Annotated in this window: 15 protein-coding genes; 9 read left to right on the top strand and 6 right to left on the bottom strand. The window is 72.4% G+C overall.

Annotation, left to right across the window (positions count from 1 at the left end):
- The first annotated feature begins 85 nt into the window (after nucleotides 1-85).
- The 8 genes from ACIQNG_RS32160 to ACIQNG_RS32125 all read left to right on the top strand — a co-directional run bounded on the left by ACIQNG_RS32160 (nucleotide 86) and on the right by ACIQNG_RS32125 (nucleotide 8968).
- Nucleotides 86-1114: an MBL fold metallo-hydrolase gene (locus tag ACIQNG_RS32160; RefSeq protein WP_401489891.1), complete on the top strand. Its 1029-nt coding sequence runs from the start codon at nucleotides 86-88 to the stop codon at nucleotides 1112-1114.
- 401 nt (nucleotides 1115-1515) lie between these two features.
- The gene (locus tag ACIQNG_RS32155) at nucleotides 1516-2736 is read left to right on the top strand and encodes a prenyltransferase/squalene oxidase repeat-containing protein (protein WP_401490057.1); all 1221 of its coding nucleotides are present in this window, start codon (nucleotides 1516-1518) and stop codon (nucleotides 2734-2736) included.
- 98 nt (nucleotides 2737-2834) lie between these two features.
- The gene (locus ACIQNG_RS32150; RefSeq protein ID WP_401490055.1) at nucleotides 2835-3485 is read left to right on the top strand and encodes an SCO2322 family protein; all 651 of its coding nucleotides are present in this window, start codon (nucleotides 2835-2837) and stop codon (nucleotides 3483-3485) included.
- Entirely contained in the window at nucleotides 3448-4596 is a 1149-nt protein-coding gene (locus ACIQNG_RS32145; RefSeq protein ID WP_401490053.1) for an energy-coupling factor transporter transmembrane component T, read from the top strand. Before ACIQNG_RS32150 ends, ACIQNG_RS32145 begins: the two co-directional genes overlap by 38 nt.
- Entirely contained in the window at nucleotides 4580-6319 is a 1740-nt protein-coding gene (locus ACIQNG_RS32140) for an ABC transporter ATP-binding protein (protein ID WP_401489888.1), read from the top strand. The genes ACIQNG_RS32145 and ACIQNG_RS32140 overlap by 17 nt, the downstream gene beginning before the upstream one ends.
- 125 nt (nucleotides 6320-6444) lie before the next feature.
- A complete protein-coding gene (locus ACIQNG_RS32135; RefSeq protein WP_401490051.1) occupies nucleotides 6445-7263 on the top strand; it encodes an ECF transporter S component in 819 nt (272 codons plus the stop codon).
- A 344-nt stretch (nucleotides 7264-7607) separates the two neighbouring features.
- Nucleotides 7608-8027 carry a transglycosylase SLT domain-containing protein gene (locus tag ACIQNG_RS32130; protein ID WP_401426515.1) on the top strand — a complete coding sequence of 140 codons (420 nt, stop codon included), beginning with the start codon at nucleotides 7608-7610 and terminating at the stop codon, nucleotides 8025-8027.
- Between the two features lie 176 nt (nucleotides 8028-8203).
- The gene (locus ACIQNG_RS32125) at nucleotides 8204-8968 is read left to right on the top strand and encodes a YoaK family protein (RefSeq protein WP_401426513.1); all 765 of its coding nucleotides are present in this window, start codon (nucleotides 8204-8206) and stop codon (nucleotides 8966-8968) included.
- Between the two features lie 99 nt (nucleotides 8969-9067).
- Here the strand turns inward: ACIQNG_RS32125 and ACIQNG_RS32120 are convergent, their stop codons facing one another.
- Nucleotides 9068-10303 (bottom strand): cytochrome P450, encoded by a 1236-nt coding sequence (locus tag ACIQNG_RS32120; RefSeq protein ID WP_401489884.1) that lies wholly within the window; start codon nucleotides 10301-10303, stop codon nucleotides 9068-9070.
- Nucleotides 10304-10594: 291 nt separating this feature from the next.
- On the opposite strand from ACIQNG_RS32120, the gene ACIQNG_RS32115 reads away from it, so the two are divergent.
- The gene (locus ACIQNG_RS32115) at nucleotides 10595-11764 is read left to right on the top strand and encodes a steroid 3-ketoacyl-CoA thiolase (RefSeq protein ID WP_401489881.1); all 1170 of its coding nucleotides are present in this window, start codon (nucleotides 10595-10597) and stop codon (nucleotides 11762-11764) included.
- 105 nt (nucleotides 11765-11869) lie between these two features.
- Here ACIQNG_RS32115 and ACIQNG_RS32110 read toward each other — a convergent pair whose 3' ends face one another.
- The 5 genes from ACIQNG_RS32110 to ACIQNG_RS32090 all read right to left on the bottom strand — a co-directional run bounded on the left by ACIQNG_RS32110 (nucleotide 11870) and on the right by ACIQNG_RS32090 (nucleotide 18192).
- Nucleotides 11870-13297 carry a glucoamylase family protein gene (locus tag ACIQNG_RS32110; RefSeq protein WP_401426506.1) on the bottom strand — a complete coding sequence of 476 codons (1428 nt, stop codon included), beginning with the start codon at nucleotides 13295-13297 and terminating at the stop codon, nucleotides 11870-11872.
- A 249-nt stretch (nucleotides 13298-13546) separates the two neighbouring features.
- Nucleotides 13547-14749 (bottom strand): glycoside hydrolase family 1 protein, encoded by a 1203-nt coding sequence (locus ACIQNG_RS32105; RefSeq protein WP_401489879.1) that lies wholly within the window; start codon nucleotides 14747-14749, stop codon nucleotides 13547-13549.
- Nucleotides 14750-14885: 136 nt separating this feature from the next.
- On the bottom strand, nucleotides 14886-15809 hold the full coding sequence (locus ACIQNG_RS32100; RefSeq protein ID WP_401426501.1) for a carbohydrate ABC transporter permease: 924 nt from the start codon (nucleotides 15807-15809) through the stop codon (nucleotides 14886-14888).
- Nucleotides 15806-16783, bottom strand: coding sequence for a carbohydrate ABC transporter permease (locus ACIQNG_RS32095; protein ID WP_401426498.1), 978 nt, complete (start codon nucleotides 16781-16783; stop codon nucleotides 15806-15808). Before ACIQNG_RS32095 ends, ACIQNG_RS32100 begins: the two co-directional genes overlap by 4 nt.
- Nucleotides 16784-16947: 164 nt before the next feature.
- Nucleotides 16948-18192, bottom strand: coding sequence for a sugar ABC transporter substrate-binding protein (locus ACIQNG_RS32090; protein ID WP_401489876.1), 1245 nt, complete (start codon nucleotides 18190-18192; stop codon nucleotides 16948-16950).
- Nucleotides 18193-18598: the final 406 nt, after the last annotated feature.

Below are 18598 nucleotides of genomic sequence, written 5' to 3'. Positions count from 1 at the left end.
ACCGACGATGGATGACTGGGGCTCCTATAGAAACTCGTTCTAGTTATAGTGGCCGAAAGGCGGCGACGGGGTGGGGAGTCCAGTCATGGCACACACGCACGACCACGGCGGAGGCGTCCACTCCCTGCGGGTCCCGATCCCCGACAACCCCCTCGGCCACACCCTCGTCCATGTCCTCGACACCGACCGCGGCCCGGTCCTGATCGACACCGGCTGGGACGACCCGGACTCCTGGGACGCCCTCACCGAGGGACTCACGGCCTGCGGCACCTCCGTCGCCGAACTCCACGGGGTGGTCATCACCCATCACCACCCCGACCACCACGGCCTCTCCGGCAAGGTCCGGGCGGCGTCCGGTGCCTGGATCGCGATGCACGCGGCGGACACCGCGATCGTCCGACGCACCCGCGAGACCCGCCCCGAGCGCTGGTACACCTATATGTCCGCCAAGCTCACCGCGGCCGGCGCCCCCGAGAGCCATGTCGCGCCCCTGCGCGCCCCGCGCACCCCGCGCCCCCGGCCCGCCTTCTCCCCCGCGCTGCCGGACCGGGAGATCGTCCCCGGCGAACTCCTCGACCTGCCCGGCCGCCGACTGCGCGCGATCTGGACGCCGGGCCACACCCCCGGCCATGTCTGCCTCCACCTGGAGGAGGAGCACCCGGCGCGGCTCCCCGGCCACGGCCGCCTCTTCTCCGGCGACCACGTCCTGCCGGGGATCACCCCGCACATCGGCCTGTACGAGGACCCGGACGACACCACCGTCACCGACCCGCTCGGCGACTACCTCGCCTCCCTGGAACGGATCGCCGCACTCGGACCCGCCGAGGTGCTCCCGGCCCACCAGCACGCCTTCACCGGCGCCCGCGCACGCGTCCGCGACCTCCTCGACCACCACGAGTCCCGGCTGCGCGACCTGCTGGCCCTGCTCGCCGAGCCCCTCACCCCCTGGCAACTGGCCGAGCGCATGACCTGGAACCGGCCCTGGGCGCAGATTCCCCCCTCCTCCCGCACCATCGCCGTCTCGGAGGCGGAAGCTCATCTGCGCCGCCTGGTCAAACAGGGCCGCGCGGAACCGGTGCCGGGCGGGGAACCGGTGACGTACATCGCGGTGTGACCTCGGCGCGGACACGTCGTACGGCCTCGGCGCGGACACGTCGTACGGCCTCGGCGCGGACACGTCGTACGACCCCGGCGCGGCCGTGACGTATGTCGCCGTAGGAGCCGTCGGGGGCCCGGGGACCGACCGGTACAGTAATCAGGTCGTATCACATCCGTACACGGAGAAGCCGGTGCGAATCCGGCGCCGGCCCTCTCCCGGAGCCTTGAGGGCCTGGGGGTCCGACCGGACACCCTCAACGGCCCCTGGGCCGTGAGCCGGAGCACCGGGTGCGGAGCGTGACCGGCTCAAGCGCACCGGCGTCCGCCGGGTGCGGCACCGTCGAGGTCTACGGAGCCGAGCCGCCGGGGTGTCCCCGCGCCGCCCGGCTCCTCAGCAGGAAAGGGCACCCGCCGATCATGTACGTCCGCCGCAGTGCCGCGGTTCTCGCCGCCGCCTTCGGGATCGGCGCCGTCGCCGCTCCGCTCGCCCAGGCCGACAGCCCCTCGCCGTCGCCGTCGGCGACCCTCCCCGCCGGGCTCTTCGGCGACTCCGACCCGACGTACGACGGTGTCTGGCGGCAGTCGCTCACGCTGCTCGCCCTGGACTCCTCGGACATCCAGACCTCCGGCCGGGCCAAGGACTGGCTCGCCCGGCAGCAGTGCGACAACGGTGGTTTCGCGGCGTACCGGCCCGACCCCCGCCCGGACTGCGACGCCAAGACCGTCATCGACTCCAACAGCACGGCCGCCGCCGTCCAGGCCCTCGCCGCCGTCGGCTCCTACGAGGCCGCCACCGAGAAGGCCGTCGGCTGGCTGAAGTCGGTGCAGAACAAGGACGGCGGCTGGGGCTACACCCCCGGCGGCCCCAGCGACACCAACTCCACCGCCGTGGTGATCGGCGCCCTCGGCGCGGCCGGCGAGAAGCCCGCCGAGGTCCGCAAGGACGGCAAGTCCCCGTACGACGCCCTGCTGACGCTGGCCCTGCCCTGCGACGACGGCGGCGCCTTCGCCTACCAGCCCGGCAAGAAGGGCGAACTGGTCGCCAACGCGGACGCCACCGCCGCCGGTGTGCTGGGCGCCCTCGGCCGGGGCATGGTCGGCGGACCGGGGACGGCGGCCGAAGCCGGGGCCGGGTGCACCGACGCCGACAGCCCCGAGCAGGCCGCCGCCAACGGTGCCGCCTGGCTGAACAAGTCCCTGGCCGAGGACGGCCATCTGCTCTCCGTCCTGCCCGGCGCCGAGGACCAGCCGGACTACGGCAACACCGCCGACGCAGTCGTGGCACTGGCCACGCTGGGCGACACCGCGCAGGCGAGGAAGTCGCTGACCTGGCTGGAGCGGAACGCCTCGCAGTGGGCCTCCGAGAGCGGCCCGGCCGCCTACGCGCAGCTGATCTTCGCCGCGAAGGCGGCGGGCGCCGACCCGCGCGAGTTCGGCGGCCAGGACCTGGTGGCCCAGCTCTCCATGACCGGCCCGTCGGCGGAGGGGATGCAGATGACGGACACCGCCGTAGTCAAGGAGGAAGGGGAGAAGAAGGACGACTCCCCCTTCGGTACCTGGTGGTACGCCGGGGTCTTCCTCGTCTTCGGCGCCGGCATCGGCTTCCTGATCACCCGCCGCAAGGGCAAGCAGCGGTGACGACCGCGACAGCGACCACCGAGGCCGCACCGACCGCACGGGCGACACCGATCTCATCCGCCTCACCCGCCACACCGGCTACATCGGCCGCGAAGGTCATGACCGCGGGGGCGGTGGCCCGTCGGCTGGCCGTCCTGTCCCTGGCCGCGCTGCTGCTCGTGCTCACCGGCGGCGCGGCGCAGGCCCAGGCGGCCGGCTACCGCTACTGGTCGTTCTGGGAGCGCACCGGCGACCAGTGGGTCTACGCCGAGCTGGGCCCGTCCCTGGCCCGCCCCTCCGACGGGGACGTCCAGGGCTTCCGGTTCGCGGTCAGCGAGAACTCCCAGGACGCGACGAAGCCGCGGGGCGCCACCGGCTTCGACACGATCTGCGCCGACACCCCCGCGAAGGACGGCACCAAACGGGTCGCGCTCGTCCTCGACTTCGGCACGAGGACCGACGCCCCGTCCGGCGAGTCACCGCCACCGGCCCGTACCGCCTGCGCCCAGGTCGCCCCCGACGCCAGCACCGCCGAGGCGCTGGCCGAGGTGGCCGCGCCGCTGCGCTACGACTCCAACGCCCTGCTCTGCGCCATCACCGGCTACCCCCAGCAGGGCTGCGGCGAACAGATCAAGAACTCCGACGGCGACCACGCCTCCGAGTCGTCCTCGGATCCCGGCCCGTCGCTGGGGATCTGGGCGGGAGCGGCGGCGGTCGCTGCGCTGGGAGCGGCTGCCGTCTGGCAGACCCGACGACGCCGACGTGGCTGAGCGGCTGCGCCGAGCACAGATACACCCGGGTGCGTGGTGGCTGTGGTCCCTCGCCCTCGGCACGGCGGCCACCCGCACCACCAACCCCCTCCTCCTCGCCCTCCTCATCGCCGTCTCGGCGTATGTCGTGGCGGCCCGGCGCCCCGACACCCCGTGGGCCCGCTCCTACAACGCCTTCGTCAAACTCGCCCTCGCCGTCATCGTCATCCGGCTCTTCTTCGCGGTGGCGCTCGGCTCCCCCATCCCCGGCACCCACGTCCTCGTCACCCTCCCGGAGATTCCCCTCCCCGACTGGGCGCAGGGCATCCGCCTCGGCGGCCGGGTGACCGTGGAGTCCCTGCTCTTCGCGTTCTACGACGGTCTGCGCCTGGCCACCATGCTGATCTGCGTCGGTGCGGCCAACGCCCTCGCGAGCCCGTCGCGGCTGCTGAAGTCGCTGCCGGGCGCGCTGTACGAGATGGGCGTCGCGGTGGTCGTGGCGCTCACCTTCGCACCGCACCTGATCGCCGACGTGCGCCGGCTGCGGGCCGCCCGGCGGCTGCGGGGCCGTCCGGACCGCGGGATCAGGGGCCTCGCCCAGGTCGGGCTGCCGGTGCTGGAGGGCGCGCTGGAGCGCTCGGTCGCGCTGGCCGCCGCGATGGACGCGCGCGGGTACGGCCGTACGGCCCAGGTGCCGGTCGCGGTGCGCCGTACGACGGCCGCGCTCACCCTGACCGGGCTGCTCGGTGTGTGCGCGGGGACGTACGGGCTGCTCACGGCGGACGGCGGCACCTACGGGCTGCCCGTGCTGCTGCTCGGACTCCTCGCCGCGCTGGCCGGGCTGTGGCTGGGCGGCCGGCGGTCGCCGCGGACCCGTTACAGGCCCGACCCCTGGGGACCGCGGGCCTGGCTGGTGGCGGGGTCGGGCCTCGCGGTCGCCGCCGCGACGGTGCTGGCCCGCTCCGCCGACCCGGCCGCGCTGAACCCGGGTGTGGTCCCGCCGACCGCACCCGAGCTGCCGCTGTGGCCCGCGGCGGCGATCCTGCTCGGCCTGCTCCCCGCCTTCGTCACCCCCGCGCCCGCCTCTGCGCGGGATACGCGGGAAAGGAGCCGTCATGATCCGTTTCGATGATGTCTCCGTCAGCTACGCCGGGGCCGCCGGCCCGGCCGTCCAGGGCATCGACTTCGAGGTCCCGGAAGGGGAACTCGTACTGCTCGCGGGCCCGTCGGGGGTGGGCAAGTCCACGGTCCTCGGCGCGGTCGGCGGACTGGTCCCGCACTTCACCGGCGGCACCCTGCGCGGCCGGGTCACGGTGGCCGGCCGGGACACCCGGCTGCACAAGCCGCGCGAACTGGCGGACGTGGTCGGCACGGTGGGCCAGGACCCGCTGTCCCACTTCGTCACCGACACGGTCGAGGACGAACTCGCGTACGGCATGGAGTCGCTGGGGCTGGCCCCGGACGTGATGCGCCGCCGGGTGGAGGAGACCCTCGACCTGCTGGGCCTCGCCGAACTGCGGGACCGCCCGATCGCCACCCTCTCCGGCGGCCAGCAGCAGCGGGTGGCGATCGGTTCCGTGCTCACCCCGCACCCCCGGGTGCTGGTCCTGGACGAACCGACCTCCGCGCTCGACCCGGCGGCGGCCGAGGAGGTGCTCGCCGTGCTCCAGCGGCTGGTCCACGACCTCGGTACGACCGTGCTGCTCGCCGAGCACCGGCTGGAGCGGGTCGTGCAGTACGCCGACCAGGTCGTCCTGCTCCCGGCACCGGGGGCGGCGCCGGTGCTGGGCGCTCCGGCCGAGGTGATGGCGGTGTCGCCGGTGTTCCCGCCGGTGGTGGAGCTGGGGCGGCTGGCGGGCTGGTCCCCGCTGCCGCTGACGGTCCGCGACGCCCGGCGCAGGGCGGGCGGGCTCCGGGAGCGGCTGACGGGGCGGGAGCCGGGGCCCACCCTGGAGCGGCCCGCGCCGGACGGTTCCGCACCGGACGGGTCCGCGTCGGACAGGTCCATGCCGGACAGGTCCATGCCGGACGGGTCCGTGCCCGTGCGGGAGGTGGCCGCGGCCCGGCGTGGGCTGCGGCGCGCGCGGGTCGCCGCGGGCCCTCAGGCGCTGGCCGAGGTGCGGTCGCTGGGGGTGCTCCGGGACCGGATCACCGCCCTGCGGGGGGTCGATCTCACGGTGGGTCCGGGTGAGACGGTGGCGCTGATGGGCCGGAACGGGGCCGGGAAGTCGACCCTGCTGTCCGCGCTGGTGGGGCTGATCGCCCCGGCCTCCGGGTCGGTGCGGGTCGGGGGCGCGGTGCCGCACCGCACCCGGCCCAGGGAACTCGTACGGCGGGTCGGGCTGGTTCCGCAGGAGCCCCGGGACCTGCTGTACGCCGACACCGTGGCCGGGGAGTGCGCGGCGGCCGACCGGGACGCCGGGGCGGCGGCCGGGACCTGCCGGGCGCTGGTGTCGGACCTGCTGCCCGGGGTGGCGGACGAGGTCCATCCGCGCGACCTCTCCGAGGGGCAGCGGCTGGCGCTCGCGCTGGCGGTGGTGCTCACCGCCCGGCCCCCGCTGCTGCTCCTGGACGAGCCGACACGCGGTCTGGACTACGCGGCCAAGGCCCGCCTCGTCGGACATCTGCGGGGGCTGGCGGCCGAGGGGCACGCCATCGTGCTGGCCACGCACGATGTCGAGCTGGCGGCGGAGCTGGCGCATCGGGTGGTGCTGCTGGCGGAGGGCGAGGTGATCGCGGACGGTCCGACGGCCGAGGTCGTGGTGGCGTCGCCGTCCTACGCCCCGCAGATCACCAAGGTGCTGGCGCCGCAGCGATGGCTCACCGTGACGCAGGTGAGGGAGGCGCTGGCGTGAGGACGGGAGAGGTGACGGCGGCTGAGGCCGGGAAGGGCGCGAAGGGGACGACCGGAGCGACGGGGGCGACGGGGGCGACGGGGCCGTCCGGGGGGCTACGGCCCTCGGGGCGCGTCCGGCCGCCGGTGACCCCGCAGGCGCGTGCCGTGCGGCTGGGGCCGCGGTCCGTCGCCGCGCTGGCGCTGGTCGGGGCGGTGGGCGTGGGGGCGCTGGGGTGGCCGTTCCTGGCGCCGCCGGAGTCGAGCGTGGCCGCGCACGCGCAGGACGCGCCCTGGCTGTTCGCGGGGCTGCTGGTGCTGCTGGTCGCGGTGGTGGCGGCGACGATCTCCGAGTCCGGCCTCGGCCCGAAGGCGGTGGCGATGGTCGGTGTGCTGGCGGCGACCGGGGCGGCGCTGCGGCCGATCGGGGCGGGGACGGCCGGGATCGAGCCGATGTTCTTCCTGATGGTGCTGAGCGGCCGGGTGCTCGGGCCGGGCTTCGGCTTCGTGCTCGGCTCGGTGACCATGTTCGCGTCGGCGCTGCTGACGGGCGGTGTGGGGCCGTGGCTGCCGTTCCAGATGCTGTCGATGGGCTGGTTCGCGATGGGCGCGGGGCTGCTGCCGGGGCCCGACCGGCTGCGGGGGCGCGGTGAGCTGGTGCTGCTGGCGGTGTACGGGTTCGTGGGGGCGTTCGCGTACGGCACGGTCATGAATCTGGCGGGCTGGCCGTTCATGGACGAGAACAGCACGCGGATCGCCTTCGACGCGGACGCGCCGGTCGCGGCGAATCTGGCCCGCTTCGTGGCGTACTGCCTGGCGACGTCCCTGGGGTGGGACCTGGGCCGGGCGCTGGTGACGGTGGTGCTGACGTTCCTGGTGGGTCCGGCGGTGCTGCGGGCGCTGCGGCGGGCGACGCGCAGGGCCGCGTTCGAGGCGCCGGTCACGTTCGACGCTCCCGCTCGGTGAGGGCGCGTACGCCCGGGGTCACGGAACCCGTGAAGCGCCCCACATGACGCAGATCACCAACGAGGGGGCTTCGTAGATCGATCGGCGTGTCATGCACGCGCCTTTATAGCCTCTGACCTGGGCAATGAGAGCCAGGTCACACAGCAGGCGAATGCCTCGCATGCGACCACAACTAGTAAAAGGGGTCATTGCGGTGGATTCCTGAGCCTGCTTCTCTGGTCGACGTCGCCAGGTGCCGACGCCCCCCGGGGCCACGGCACCGACGCATCCCCGTATCCCGGCAGTACGCACCACAGGGTCACGGGGGTCGGGCGGCCACCCCGTCCCCGAAGAAAAGGTTCACTGTGTCCGTCTCGTTCATCCGAAGCATCGCGTCCCCCAAGAAGGCCCTCACCGTCGCCGCCGTGGCCGCCGCCACCGCCGGTATGGCCCTCTCCGCCGCCCCGGCCAACGCCGCGACCCCCATGGCGTCGCCCGCCGAGGCGAAGGCGATCGCGAAGAAGATGATCCCGAACACCGCGCACTACACCGCCTTCTCGAAGATCGTCGAGAAGGAGAGCAACTGGGACGTCAACGCGACCAACCCCTCCTCCGGCGCGTACGGCCTGGTCCAGGCGCTGCCCGCCTCGAAGATGTCGACGGCCGGCTCCGACTGGAAGACCAACGCCGCGACCCAGATCGAGTGGGGCATCGACTACATGAACTCGCGTTACGGCAGCCCCACCGGCGCCTGGAGCTTCTGGCAGGCCAACGGCTGGTACTGAGCCGGCGAGCTGAAGCTGAAGCAGCGCCCTGCACCGGCAGGCTGAGCCCGCGCGAGCGGGCACCGGGACTCGGGCGGCGGCCCCGCGATCACAGCGGGGCCGCCGCCTTCGTCATGCCCGCACGCGCGGGCCCGCCGGTCCGGGCGCCTCCCCTACCCCCGTGGTCCACTGGTCCCATGACCTCCGCCGAGGCCGAGGAGCCATCCGAGCCACCCGAGCCACCCCCGGAACCAGGACCGGAACCGACACCGGAATCGCCCCCGGGGCCGTCCCCGGGGCGGAGCGAGTCCCCCCGTCTGCGCCTCACCTACTCCCTGCTCGCGCTCACTGTGAGCAGCGGCATGATCGACGCGGTGAGCTTTCTGGGCCTGCACAACGTGTTCACGGCGAACATGACCGGCAATGTGGTGGTCCTGGGCTTCGCGACGGCCGGCGCGAAGGGCTTCTCCGTGGCGCACACGGCGACCTCGATCGGCTGTTTCGTGGCGGGAGCGGTGGGGGGCGGCCGGCTGGCGGGCCGACTGGCGGCGCACCCGCGCGGACGCTGGGCGAGAGCCTCCCTGGCTCTGGAGGCCGCGCTGCTGCTGGCCGCCGCGATCGCGGCCTTCACCCTCCCGGACGACGCCGTACGCCCCTACGTGCTGCTGGCGGTCACCGCGCTGGCCATGGGTATGCGCAACGCGACGGTCCGCAAACTGGGGGTCCCCGGGATCGCGACGACGACGGTGGTCACCACGACCCTGACCGCCCTGCTCTCGGACTCCCCCCTCGGCGGCGGCCGGGGCGAACACGGGCTGCTGCGGGCCGCCGCCGTGCTCTCCCTCTTCTGCGGCGCCCTGCTCGGCGCCTGGCTCTACCTGGACCACGGCCTCGGCGTCCCGCTCCTGGTGGTGGCGCTGCTGGCGGCGCTGCTGGCGGTGACGACATCGGGACGGGACTGACCGCCCCCGCCCGGCCGACGGGCCGCGCCGCCGACCTCAGCCGCTACTGACGGTGACGGGCCGACGGCGCCGGGAGGCCGTCGGCCCGCGTTCGAGGGGTCAGCCCGCGCTGACCTGGAGTTCCTTCACGCCGTTGATCCAGGCGGAGCGCAGGCGGCGCGGGTCGGTGACCATGCGCAGGCCCGGCATGGCGTCGGCTATGGCGTTGAAGATGAGGTCGATCTCCAGCACGGCGAGGGACTTGCCCAGGCAGAAGTGGGGGCCTCCGCCGCCGAAGCCGAGGTGGGGGTTGGGGTCGCGGGTGATGTCGAAGCGGTCGGGGTCGGTGAAGACCTCGGGGTCGTGGTTGGCGGAGGAGTAGAAGATGCCGACGCGCTGGCCCGCGCGGATCGTCGCCCCGCCCAGTTCGGTGTCCTCGGTGGCGGTGCGCTGGAAGGCGACCACCGGGGTCGCCCAGCGGACGATCTCCTCGGCGGTGGTGACCGGGCGCTCCCGCTTGTAGAGGTCCCACTGGTCGGGGTGGGTGAGGAAGGCGTGCATGCCGTGGGTGATGGCGTTGCGGGTGGTCTCGTTGCCCGCGACGGCCAGCATCAGTACGAAGAAGCCGAACTCGTCGGAGCCGAGGTTGCCCTCGTCCTCGGCGGCGACGAGCGTGGTGACGATGTCCTTCGCCGGGCACTGCTTGCGGTCGGCCGCCATGTTCATCGCGTACGCCAGGATCTCGGTCGCCGCCTCCGTGCCGACCTCCTCCGTGATGGCGTACTCGGGATCGTCGTAGGCGATCATCTTGTTCGACCAGTCGAAGATCTTGGAGCGGTCCTCCTGAGGGACCCCGATCAGTTCCGCGATGGCCTGGAGGGGCAGTTCGCAGGCGACCTCCGTGACGAAGTCGAAGGGGCCGGAGCGGGCCAGTGCCCCCTGGACGATGGCCCGGGCGCGTTCGCGCAGCCGCTCCTCCAGGGCGCGGATGGCCCGGGGGGTGAAGCCGCGCTGCACGATCTGGCGGACGCGGGTGTGCTCGGGCGGGTCCATGTTCAACAGGATGAGCCGCTGGGCGTCGATGGCGTCCCGGCGGATGCGGTCGTTGAAGCGGATGATCGCGGTGTTGACGTGGGACGAGAACAACTCGGGGTGGGTGGAGACGTATTTGACGTCGGCGTGCCGGGTGACGGCCCAGTAGCCCTCGTCCTGGAACCCGGCGACGTTCCGGGTCTGCGGGATCCAGCGGACCGGCTCGGCCTGGCGCAGCGCGGCGAACTCGGGCAGGGGCACTCGGCGGTGCAGCACGTCGGGGTCGGTGAAGTCGAACCCGTCGGGCAGCGCTGGACAGGGCATCGGCGGCTCCAGCCATCATCTGACGGACCATCAGAAGGTGAGTTGCCGCGAAGGTAGTAACGGGTTCTAGAACTGGCAAGGGGTACGACACCTCCGATCTCACCTCCGGCCACCGACCCACCCCGCCCCCACCTCCCTGACCCACTCGGGACGTTCACCCCGTGCAAGACCCTTGCGGTGACGCGCGCCCCATCAGCAGACTGCACCCAGAACTAGAACGCGTACTAGTTCTGCGTGGCGGGCGGGCCGGGACACCCGCGCCGCGCGGGTACCGGAGGAGAGGACCACCCGATGGCCGCCGAACCCGTGATAGTCGAAGCCGTACGCACCCCCATCGGCAAGCGCGGCGGAGCGCTCGCCAACCTTCATCCCGCCTACCTCCTGGGCGAGACCTACCGTGAACTCCTCGGCCGCACCGGCATCCCCGCCGACTGTGTCGAGCAGATCGTCGGCGGCACCGTGACCCACGCCGGCGAGCAGTCCATGAACCCCGCGCGCACCGCGTGGCTGACCATGGGACTGCCGTACGAGACGGCCGCGACCACCGTCGACTGCCAGTGCGGCTCCTCGCAGCAGGCGTCGCACATGGTGGCCAACATGGTCGCCGCCGGAGTGATCGACGTCGGCATCAGCTGCGGTGTCGAGGCGATGTCCCGGGTCCCGCTGGGCTCGGGCTCCAGGCACGGCCCCGGAAAGCCCTTCCCCGAGGAGTGGAACGTCGACCTCCCGAACCAGTTCGAGGCGGCCGAGCGCATCGCCCGCCGCCGGGGGCTGACCCGTGAGCGCGTCGACTCCCTCGGACTGCTCTCCCAGGAACGGGCCGCCGGGGCCTGGGCGGAGGAGCGCTTCAAACGCGAGACCTTCGCCGTCCAGGTGCCGACCACCGAGGAGGAGCAGCACGCCGGTCACGGCATGTGGCGCCTGGTCGACCGCGACGAAGGGCTCCGCGACACCTCCATGGAGGCGCTGGCCCGGCTGAAGCCGGTGATGCCGTCGGCCGTCCACACGGCGGGCAACAGCTCCCAGATCAGCGACGGCGCGGCGGCGATCATGTGGGCCTCCAAACGGATGGCGCGCGCCCTGAAGCTGAAACCGCGGGCGAGGATCGTGACCCAGGCCCTGGTGGGCGCCGACCCGCACTTCCACCTGGACGGCCCGATCGACGCGACCCGCGCCGTCCTCGGCAAGGCGGGCATGACCCTCAAGGACATCGACGTCGTCGAGATCAACGAGGCGTTCGCCTCGGTGGTGCTGAGCTGGACCCAGGTCTTCGAGCAGCACCTGGAGAAGGTCAACGTCAACGGCGGCGCCATCGCCCTCGGCCACCCGGTCGGCGCGACGGGAGCCCGTCTGATCACCACGGCCCTGCACGAACTGGAGCGCACGGACAAGGAGTTCGCCCTCATCACCATGTGCGCGGGCGGCGCCCTGGCCACGGGCACGATCATCCAGCGGCTGTAGCCGGCGCCCGGCACGGCGGCAGCGGCGACGGCGCCCCCGCCCCGGGGCCCGCCCCCAGGACCCGGCGGTGGTCCGAGGGGGCGGGGGTGCGGGGGGCTTCCGGGGTCAGATGCTGAAGCGTTCCCTCTGGAGGAGGGGGCGGACGCGGCTGCGGAAGCCGGCGGTGCGGAACGGGCGCTGGAGGAGGCCGGGGCGCAGGTGCTGGGCCAGGGCGGCGGCGATCATGCCCTGGTCGAGGGCGAGGACGAAGTCGCTGACCCGGCCCGTCGTGACGTCGACCGAGTCGCGGAAGCCGTAGCGGTCGTCGTAGGCGCCGAAGTCGCGGTCCAGCGCGCGCAGGTTGGCCAGCGCCTCACGCTCCGCGTACGGCAGGGCGAGGAAGGAGGCGTGCGGGGTGACGACGGCGTGCGGGTGGTAGCCGTCCTCCTGCATGCCGATGGCGTCGACGCCGTACTCGCGGTATCCGCCGTCGGGGATGTTGGACGGGGAGAAGCCCCAGTAGCCGTAGCCCTGCTCGGTCAGGCCGTGCTCGATCTGGCTGCGGACGTAGCGGTGGTGGGTGGTGCCCCAGGACCGTGGGGACCAGGTCGGCTCGGGGACGAACAGGGGCACCATCAGCGCCTCGAACATGGAGCCGCCCCAGGTGGGGACGAGCTTGCGGCCGCGGTGGGTGTAGTGGCCCTGCCAGACGCGGACACCGTCGATGGTGACCCACTCGCCGCCGGGCGCCTGCTCCTGGCCCATGCCGGGCAGCAGGGTGCGGAACAGGTGCCAGTAGTGGTCGCCGGGGAGGGAGCCGTCGGCGATACCGAGGTAACTGGCCATGCGCGGCTCGGTGTTGAGGGCGCCGTAGTGGTGGCCGGTGGGCTCGCCCTTGCCGGGGCGGTCGGGCCAGTAGCCGCCCCGCAGCTGACCGGGGCCGGCCACCGGGTCCGCCGGGTCGTAGGGGGTGTAGTAGTACGACCAGTCCGCGTCCGCCAGCAGCCGGGCCACCCGCGGGCGCAGCGACGGGGCCGCGTCCGCGGCGATCATCAGGCCGGTCACGAGCCACGCGTTGTCGACCGAGGAGAGGAACGGGCGGACCGTGGCACCGGTCTCGGGCCAGGCCGTCAGCACCGAACCGTCGTAGGAGTCGTACCAGTTGAACCAGAAGCCGTGGGCGCGTTCCAGCTTCTCCACGGCCGCGACGGTACGGGTGAGGCGGCGCTCCATCACGGAGTCGGAGACCATGCCGAGGCCGGCGGCGGCCACGGTGGTCCACAGGCCGCAGCCGATGTTGGTCGGGGAGGTCTGCGGCGACGGCACCGGTGTGCCGCTCCCGCTGACGTCGATCTTGTCCGCGGCCAGACCGAAGTCGGTGGTCATGGCCAGCAGGGAACGGTGGGTCGCCTCGAACCAGGTCCGCAGGGCCTTGCCGTCTCCCGACGGGGGGCGCTGCGGGGTCGCCGCGTGGGCGGTGGTGAGCGGGGCGGTACCGAGGGTGGCGGCTCCGGCGGCGGTGGCCGCGCCGGCGAGGAACGTACGACGCTTCATTGCGGGTTCGGCTCCTGATGAGAGGGGCGGAAGGTACGAACGAAGGAAGGCTCACGTGGGGGGGGTGGGCGGAGTGGGGGGAGTGGGGGGATGGGGGGGATGGGGGGGATGGGTGGGGATGGGCGGAGTGAGGGGGGGAGGACGGGAGCCGGTGGGGTCAGGTCCACCGGCTCCCGGGTCGGGGGGCGCCCCGCGCCGGGAGGGCCGGGCGGGCGCCTCGGGCCGGGCGGGGTGCGAAGGTACCTCGGGTCAGGCGGTGGTGCGGGGCAGTGCGCGGGTGCGGCCCAGGCCGCCGAGCCAGACGGCGGACGGCTTCGCGGTGCGGGCGAAGGTGACCGGGTCGACGGCGATCAGGCCGAACGTCGGCTTGAAGGAGCCCCACTCGTAGTTGTCGAGCGCGCTCCAGGCCAGCCAGCCCTGGATGTTGAGGCCGTCCTCGATCGCGGCGGCGACCTCGTTCAGGGCACCGGCGCAGTAGTCGACGCGGCGGGTGTCGTCGGCGGTGGCGATGCCGTTCTCGGTGACGATCAGCGCCACGTCCGGGCCGATGACGTCGGCGGTGTGGCGCAGCGCGTGGCCGACGGCGGCCGGGTAGTACTCCCACTGCGTCAGGGTGCGCTCGACGTCCTCGGGCGCGGGGATCGGACCGTCGGCGCCGATCTTCGTACGGGTGTAGGACTGGACGCCGATCCAGTCGTCGCCGCGCGCGGCCTCGATGAAGATGTCCTCGCGGGGGTACCGGTAGGCGGCGGTGACCTCCTCGGCGCCGGGCAGTGCCTGGTAGACCTGGTTGGCGATGGTCCAGCCGACCTCGGCGGCGGGGGCGACGGCCCGGACGACCTCGCGGGCGGCGTGGTGGGCGGCGATGACCGCCTGGGTGGTCCCGTCGTCCGGGGTGGGCAGTCCGGCGGGCGGGAAGCCCTGCTCACCGCGCTTGGCGAGGCCCGCCATCACGGCGATCATGTTGGGCTCGTTGATGGTGCAGACGTGCCGGACGCCGTCGGCGATGATCGGCGCGCAGTGCTCGACGTAGCGGGCGAACAGTTCCACCGCGCCGTCGGCGGTCCAGCCGCCCCGGTCCTCGAACCAGCGCGGCACGGTGAAGTGGTGCAGGGTCACCATGGGGCGCAGGCCGCGTGCGAGGGCGCCCTCGACCATCCGGCGGTAGTGGGCGATCTCGGCGCGCGAGAAGGTGCCCTCGACGGGCTCGATCCGGGCCCATTCGACGCTGAAGCGGTAGTCGGTGAAGCCGAGTTGGGCGAGCAGGTCCATGTCCTGCTCCCAGCGGTGGTAGCTGTCGCAGGCGTCCAGACTCGGCTCGGCGATCTTCGCGGCCGGGTCGTGCTCCTTGCGCCACCAGTCGCTGTTGACGTTGTTCCCCTCGATCTGGTGGGCGGCGGTGGAGGCGCCCCACAGGAAGCCGGCGGGGAAGGCGGTCGAAGTGTGCGTCATCGTCCGTTCTCTCTGGTGGTGAGGGGGGTGGGTGGGGGGTGGGCGGGTCTGGAGAGGGGCCCGGGCGAGGCCCGGGCGGGGTCCGGGCGGGGCCCGGGGCGCACGGGAGTTCCTTGTGCTCCTTGTACTCCTTGTGCTACTTGAGCCCGGCCGTGGCGATGCCCTGGGTGAAGTGGCGCTGGAGCACGATGAAGACGAGCAGGACGGGCAGCACGACCAGCAGTGAGCCGGCCATGAGCATCCCGTTGCCGCCGCCGACGGTCCGGTTGGGGTCGTTGGCGAAGGTCGCCAGCGCCACGGGCAGGGTGTACTTCTCGGGGTCGTTGGTCGCGATGAGCGGCCAGACGAAGTTGTTCCAGGAGCCGAGGAAGGTGAAGATCGTCAGCGTGGCGAGCGCGGGCTTCACCAGCGGCATCACGATGCGCCAGAAGATGTACCACTCTCCGGCGCCGTCGATGCGCGCCGCCTCCAGGAGTTCGTCGGGGATCGACTGCATGAACTGCCGCATCAGGAACACCCCGAACGCGCCCGCCGCGAACGGCAGCACGAGCCCGGCGTAGGTGTCGATCAGACCCAGCTTGGTCATCAGGACGTACAGCGGCAGGATCAGCAGGTTGCCGGGGACCATGAGCGCGGCCAGCACGACGCCGAAGATCTGCGAGCGTCCGGCGAACTCCAGCTTGGCGAGGGCGTAGCCGAGCATCGAGCAGAACAGCAGATTGCAGACGGTCACCAGGACGGCGACGATCAGCGAGTTGACGAAGTAGGTCGGCATGTCGAGCTGGTCGAGCAGCGCGGTGAAGTTGCCGAGCGTCCAGTCGGAGGGGAGCCACACGGGCGGGCTGGCCGTGAGGTCCTGCTTGGTCTTGAAGGCGGACAGCGCCATCCAGAGGAACGGCGCCGACATCACCAGCAGACCGAGCGAGGCGACGACGTACAGCAGTGGCCTGCGGATCCGGCCGCCGGTGCGGCGGCGCGGCGCGGGGGACGGGGCGGCGGCCGGGTTCTTCGACGTGGGGGCCGGGTGGTCCGCGGAGGCGGGGGCCGTCGGGGCGCTCATCGGGTGTTGTCCTTCAGCAGTCGGAGCTGGAGCACCGTGATGCCCATGATCACGACGAACAGGACGTACGCCATGGCGCTCGCATAGCCCATGTGGAAGAAGTTGAAGCCCTGCCGGTACATCTCCAGGGACACGGTGAGGGTGGAGTCGGAGGGGCCGCCCTGGGTCATCACGAAGGGCTCCTCGAAGACATTGAGGTAGCCGATGGTGGTGATGACGGTGGCGTAGAGCATCGTGGGGCGCAGCAGCGGCACGGTGATCCGGCGCAGTTCCTGCCAGCCGCTCGCCCCGTCGAGCCGGGCGGCCTCGCGCACCTCGGTGGGGATCGCCTGGAGTCCGGCGATGAACAGCACCATCACGGTGCCGAGGTTGCGCCAGACGGCCATCACGATCAGCGAGGGCATGGCCCAGGTCTCGGAGCCGAGGAAGTCGGGGGCCTTGAGGCCGACCTCGGCGGCGAGGCCGGCGATCAGTCCGTCGGAGGGGTCGAGGACGAAGCGCCATACGACGGCGACCGCGACGATGGCGGTGACGACGGGGGCGTAGAAGCCGACCCGGAAGAAGGTGCGGGCGCGGTCGATGCCGTTGTTGAGCAGGACCGCGACGAGCAGGCCGAGCAGGACCGTCAGCGGGACGCCGACGACGACGAAGTACGCCGTGTTGAACAGGGCCGTGAGGAACTTGTCGTCGCTGAAGAGCTTGACGTAGTTCTCGAAGCCGATGAACTCGGCCTCCAGCGGGCGGGTGACGTTCCTGGCCCCGAAGTCCGTGAAGCTCATGAGGAGCGTCGCGAGGATCGGGAACGCCATGAACACGGCGAACAGCACGAGGAACGGGGTGGAGAACAGCCAGCCGTGCAGAGTGCGTCTGCTCAGCTTGTCCGTCCGGCGCTTTCGGCGCGGCTCGCGCCCCGGCGCCCTCCGGGTCTTCGCGGGGGCCGCCGGGTCGGCGGCCGGTCCGGTCACGAGGGACATGTGCGTGCGCTCTCTCTGCTGGGCCTGGGCGGGTACCGGCGTCCGTGACGGCGGGGGGGTGTCACGGACGCCGGTAGCGCCTTCCTACGGGGGCAGGCTCGGCGGGGCCGTCCGGCCGCTGCCGGGCCTGCCCCGGGATCAGGGGGTGTGACCTGGCGCCCTGCTTACTGGACCAGGCCCTCGATCTCGGTCTGGGCCTTGTCCAGGGCGTCCTTGGCGGAGGACTTGCCCTGGGTGACGGACTCGATGGCGGTGTCGACCTTCGAGGTGATCTCGGTCCAGCGCGGCTGCGAGGGGTTGGCGCGGGCGGTCTCCATCTGCTCGCGCCAGACCTTCAGGCTGGGGTCGGTGGCGAGGTCGCCGGACTCCCAGGCGGTCATGTTGGCGGGCAGGTCCTTGGTGCGCTCGTACCAGTCGGCCTGGCCCTTGGCGTCGGTGAGGTGGGAGACGAACTTCTTGGCGGCGGCCTTGCGCTCGCTGTCGGCGGAGATGGCGAGGCTGGAGCCGCCGGCCATGGAGACGGACGCCTGGTCGGCGGGGACGGGGGCGACGGCCCACTTGCCCTTGATGTCGGGGTAGTTGTCGTCCAGCAGGCTCATGATCCAGGGGCCGCCGAAGAACATCGGCACGGAGCCGCTGTTGAAGTCCTTGGTGACGTCGTAGCCGGGGCGTACGGACTTCTCGCTGAGGCCCTTGTCGAAGAAGCCGCCGTAGGTCTCCAGGGCCTTGACGGCCTCGGGGCTGTTGACGACCGGCTTGGAGTCGTCGTCGAGGATGGCTCCGCCGTGGGAGTACAGGAAGGCGTAGAAGCTCTGGACGGTGTCCAGGCCGCCGGGCTGGATGGACAGGCCCCACTCGGTGTCGGCCTTGTCCTGGAGGGCGGAGGCGGCCTCGGACAGCTCGGTCATGGTCTTCGGGGGGCCGTCCAGACCGGCCTTCTCGGCGAGGTCGGTGCGGTAGTAGAGGACGCGGGTGTCGACGTACCACGGGACGCCGTAGACCTCGCCGTCGTAGGTGGACTGGTCCCAGGCGGCGGGGAAGAAGTCCTCCTTCTTGACGGTCTTGGTGTCGACCGGTTCGAGGACGTCCATGTCCGCGAACTCGCCGAGGTAGCTGCCGCCCATCTGCATCACGTCGGGGAGCTTGCCGGCCGCGGCGGCGGCCACCAGCTTCTGGTGCGCGACGTCCCAGCCGACCGGGGTCACCTTGACGGTGATGTTCGCGTTCGCCTTCTCGTACTCCTTGGCGACGTCGACGAGCTTCTCACCCTCGGTGCCCATCGCCCAGACGGTGAGGGTCTGCTCGGCGTCGGCCGCGGTGTCCGTGCCACCGGATCCGCCGCAGGCGGTGAGGGTCAGCGCGGACGCCGCCGTGAGGGCGATCGCGGTGTTTCGGGCGGCGCGGTGCATGGACGGCTCCTCCTTGAGCTTCCAGATGTATGCGCTTCCTGTAAGCGCATACATCACTCTGTGCCAGACCTTCGGGGCGTGACAAGGGGTGCTTTGGTCACACTCCGATAACGGTGGCCGTGGCGGCTGAACCGGCCGACGTGGCCGCCGTTCGCCCGGGTACGGGGGGTTTCACCCCGGTTGGGCGCACTGGTCACCGTAGGTGGGCGGGGGGAGGGGGCGGAAGCGGATGTGATGGATGCCGCGTCGGGGGTGCGGGCGGGAGACCGGCTCCGGGGTGGTCCAGGCGCTGTCGTTCGGGTCGTCGCGGGGGGGGTGCCTCTATGTCCTTCGTCAAGGCGTCTCTGTGGGGTTTGGGGTGATTCGGGCTGGCTGGGGTCATGCGGCGAGCTCGACGTCCGCGGGC

This window comes from Streptomyces sp. NPDC091377, assembly GCF_044757045.1.
Classification (GTDB): Bacteria; Actinomycetota; Actinomycetes; order Streptomycetales; family Streptomycetaceae; genus Streptomyces.
The sequence above is the reverse complement of the archived record's forward strand: the minus strand, read 5'-3'. Positions and strand labels throughout refer to the sequence as shown.